Genomic DNA, 3,473 nt, shown 5'->3' on the forward strand with positions numbered 1-3,473 from the left:
CCATTACGGCACGGCTGTTCTTCCGGCCCGACCCTATCGCCCGAAAGACAAAGCCAAGGCCGAGGCCGGCGTGCTTCTGGTGGAGCGCTGGGTCCTGGCGCGGCTCCGCCACCAGCGGTTCTTCAGTCTGGGCGAGCTCAACCGCGGCATTGCCGAACTCATGACGGGGCTCAATAACCGGCCCTTCAAGAAGCTGCCCGGCTGCCGCCAATCGGCCTTCGTCGAACTGGACCGTCCCGCCCTGCGGCCTTTGCCGGCCATGCCTTACGAGTATGCCGAATGGAAAGTGGTCAGGGTCGGCATCGACTATCACGTCGAGGTCCTCTTTCACTACTACTCCGTCCCCTATCGGTTTGCCCGCGAACAGGTCGATGCCCGGTTTACCGCCACGACCGTCGAGCTGTTTCACCGCGGCACGCGCATCGCCAGCCACGTGCGCAACGACAGCCGCGGTCGGCACACCACCGTCGATGCCCACATGACGCCGGGCCATCAAGCCGTCCAGGGCTGGAATGCGCCGCGCCTGCTCGACTGGGCCGGCCTGGTCGGGCCGCATACCCGCGCGGTCGTCGACAGCATCCTGCACCAGCGCCGGCATCCGCAGCAGGGCTACCGGTCCTGCCTGGGCATCCTGCGCTTCGCCAAGAGTCACGGTGAAGGCCGCCTGGAAGGGGCATGCGAACGGGCCATCGCCATCGGCGCCACCTCCTACAGCAGCGTCAAATCGATCTTGAAGAACGGCCTGGACAAGAAGCGGGTGAGCGCGCCGGCCCAGACCTGCTTGCCCCTGGATCACACCAATGTCCGCGGCCCCGATTACTACCACTGACCCACCCGAAGGAGCCGCACCCATGCTGAACCATCCCACTGTCGATCAACTTCACCAGCTGCGCCTCTTTGGCATGGCGCGCGCCTTGGCCAGCCAGGCGCAAACCCCGGCGATCACGCAGTTGTCATTCGAGGAGCGCCTCGGTTTGCTGGTCGACTGCGAGCGCGCTGAACGCGATTCGCGGCAGAATGCGACCCGGCTGAAACGGGCCAAGCTGAAACAGGCCGCCACCCCGGAGGATGTGGATTACCGGCATCCGCGCGGACTCGACCGAGCCCTGTTCGCCCGACTGATGAGCGGCGCCTGGGTGAGCGCGCACCAGAACATCCTGATCTGCGGCCCGACCGGGGTCGGCAAGACCTTTCTGGCCTGCGCTCTGGCCAATCAGGCCTGCCGGCAGGGTCGCTCGGTGCTCTATGTCCGGCTACCCCGGCTCTTGCCGGCGCTGGCCATCGGGCGCGGCGATGGCAGTTACGCTAAATCGCTGAGCAGCCTCGCCCGCACCGAGGTGCTGGTGATCGATGACTGGGCGCTGGCGCCACTGACCGACGAGGGCCGCAGGGATTTGCTGGAAATCTTCGATGATCGGCATGGCACCCGCTCGACAATTATTACCAGTCAACTTGGCGTGAAGCACTGGCATGCCTCGATCGGTGATCCGACCCTGGCCGATGCCATTCTCGACCGTCTGGTGCATCAGGCGCACACCCTCGATCTCGATGGTGAATCGCTACGCAAAAAGGAAAAACCCCAATGAGCGCCGCGTCCCGCCCAACCGCGTTACCCACCGCCGCCCGCCAGCCAGCCAGCTTGAGGGGAGCGCCGTCTGGCGGGCGGCCGTGGATAACGCTGCACTTCTGCAAATCGTAACGCAGTAACGCTGTCGTGGTACGTTACTGCGTAACTCACTAAAGGAACTGACATGGCAAAAAACAATGCACAGCGGCAAGCCGCATACCGGGCCCGACATCTCAAAGACCTCGACGGTCAGGGCGAACGCTTGAATCTGGTGATCGACTTACACGCCAAACGGGCGATTGAACGCTTGGCGGTCTGTTACGGCGTAACGCCAAAAGACATCATCGAACGCCTTGTGCTTGGCGCGCAACGGGTCACTCTGGACAGGGCCGCGACCCTGCCCAAAGGCGCCGACGATTACTATGATGGACGACTAAGATTCGGCTATGACGATGTTACGCAGTAACGCTGACAATCGAAAACCCGGCGGCCCCAAAATTTGACCCAAAGGCAAGACTTGGAGTAAAACCAATCAACCCCGCGTCGCTACGCTCCGACTGTCCAGTTTGACGTGGAATGCCTGTCCAGTTTGCCTTGGAATCGGTGTCCAGTTTGGTCTGGAATCACTGTCCAGTTTGCTTGGAATACGCAGATGATCGAGATACTTGCTGACGGCGACCCAGCTGAGGAGGCCCGTGGCGGCCATGCCGCCATCAATCACGGCCGGCGGGATCGGCGCCGCGCTAACCGTGTCACAGGGCCGGCAGGCGTATTGCGGGCGAATGTGGCGATGGACGAAGAACCGGGCGGGTTCGACGTCCAGCTGTTCGCTGATGTCCTCACCGATCTTGACCAGGACACTGCCACACTTGCCACAGGTGCAGGACTCCGGTTCGTGCCGATGCTCAATACGTGGCAGATGATCCGGCAGTGGCTGACGACCGGCGCGGGGACGTGGCGGTTTCGGCTCTGACGTCGTCGCCGGTTTCTCTTCCTGTTCTTTCGCCAGTTTTGCTTCGGCAGCAGCGATGTCACTGGCCACGGTCTCCTGGAACAGGTCGCGCTCTTCACCCGAAAGGGATTCGTTGCGGGCTCCGAAGCGCATCCGGCGCAGGTGGGCCAGTTCGAGCACCAGGGCCTGGATCTTGGTCTGAGCAGCGTGGAGTTCGCCATTGCGTCGGGTGATCTGTTCGTTCAACCGCGCCGATTCGGCAGCAAATTTCTGCGCGTCATCGATGAGTTGCGAAACGGTGCCCGTGAGCCATTCCGCGAGGGCGGGGTCGGGGTTGAAACGGGCCAGTTCAGCGTGTAAATCCATGGCCCTATTATGCTTTTGTCGATGGGCACACAACACGCTGAATATGGCCGAGCTAGGTATTGTGATTGATCATTTGAATGGCATGTTTGTTGCCCAGCTTCAGGCCAGCCAATGCGCCGGTGCCGGGGCCTCGAGTCGCTGCCAATCGATACCGGTAATCAGCCACTGCCACTGCGCAGCACTCAGTGTGAAGGTCGCGTCTGCCGACGTCGGCCAGACAAAGTGGCCGCGATGCAATCGACGCTGACACAGCCACACTCCGCTGCCGTCCCAACATAGCAGCTTGATCCGATTGCTGCGCTGATTGCGAAACGCGTAGGCCGTTCCGTCGCAGGGGGGATCGACCCAGCGTGTTCTGTATCCGCTGCGACAGACCATCGATACCGGCACGCATGTCGACCGCTTCCACCACCCAGACCTGGCTCACTATCGGCATCATGGCAGTTGCCTCAGCAGTTCCGCCAGCATCGCCATACTCGCCCCAGGCATCTCGACCTGCCAGCCGCCCGGACTGCGCAGGCGAACGGCGTGACCCATGCTCGATGCGCCAACACTCGCAGGAACCAGCGTCAGCGATGACTTCGCCGC

Annotated in this window: 3 protein-coding genes and 2 pseudogenes; 3 read left to right on the plus strand and 2 right to left on the minus strand. The window is 62.5% G+C overall.

The features are described from left to right. The 3 genes and pseudogenes from QZY44_RS06665 to QZY44_RS06675 all read left to right on the plus strand — a co-directional run. A pseudogene (locus tag QZY44_RS06665) lies at positions 1-829 on the plus strand (IS21 family transposase); the annotation flags it as partial. 22 nt (positions 830-851) lie between these two features. Continuing rightward, positions 852-1,586 (plus strand): IS21-like element helper ATPase IstB, encoded by a 735-nt coding sequence (istB, locus tag QZY44_RS06670; protein WP_295443977.1) that lies wholly within the window; start codon positions 852-854, stop codon positions 1,584-1,586. Positions 1,587-1,751: 165 nt separating this feature from the next. After that, positions 1,752-2,033 (plus strand): hypothetical protein, encoded by a 282-nt coding sequence (locus tag QZY44_RS06675; protein ID WP_295443980.1) that lies wholly within the window; start codon positions 1,752-1,754, stop codon positions 2,031-2,033. Between the two features lie 177 nt (positions 2,034-2,210). On the opposite strand, the pseudogene QZY44_RS06680 reads toward QZY44_RS06675, so the two are convergent. Both QZY44_RS06680 and tnpB read right to left on the minus strand, forming a co-directional pair. Beyond that, a pseudogene (locus QZY44_RS06680) lies at positions 2,211-2,714 on the minus strand (IS66 family transposase zinc-finger binding domain-containing protein); the annotation flags it as partial. Between the two features lie 270 nt (positions 2,715-2,984). Then, entirely contained in the window at positions 2,985-3,263 is a 279-nt protein-coding gene (gene tnpB, locus QZY44_RS35665) for an IS66 family insertion sequence element accessory protein TnpB (protein ID WP_365303513.1), read from the minus strand. Positions 3,264-3,473: the final 210 nt, after the last annotated feature.

Source organism: uncultured Thiodictyon sp., assembly GCA_903837595.1.
Taxonomy (GTDB): Bacteria; Pseudomonadota; Gammaproteobacteria; order Chromatiales; family Chromatiaceae; genus Thiodictyon.

What these genes read in the sequence shown, in the direction of transcription:
- tnpB (WP_365303513.1), bottom strand. Translation starts at nt 3,263, where the DNA reads ATGGTCTGTCGCAGCGGATACAGAACACGCTGGGTCGATCCCCCCTGC.
- istB (WP_295443977.1), top strand. Translation starts at nt 852, where the DNA reads ATGCTGAACCATCCCACTGTCGATCAACTTCACCAGCTGCGCCTCTTT.
- QZY44_RS06675 (WP_295443980.1), top strand. Translation starts at nt 1,752, where the DNA reads ATGGCAAAAAACAATGCACAGCGGCAAGCCGCATACCGGGCCCGACAT.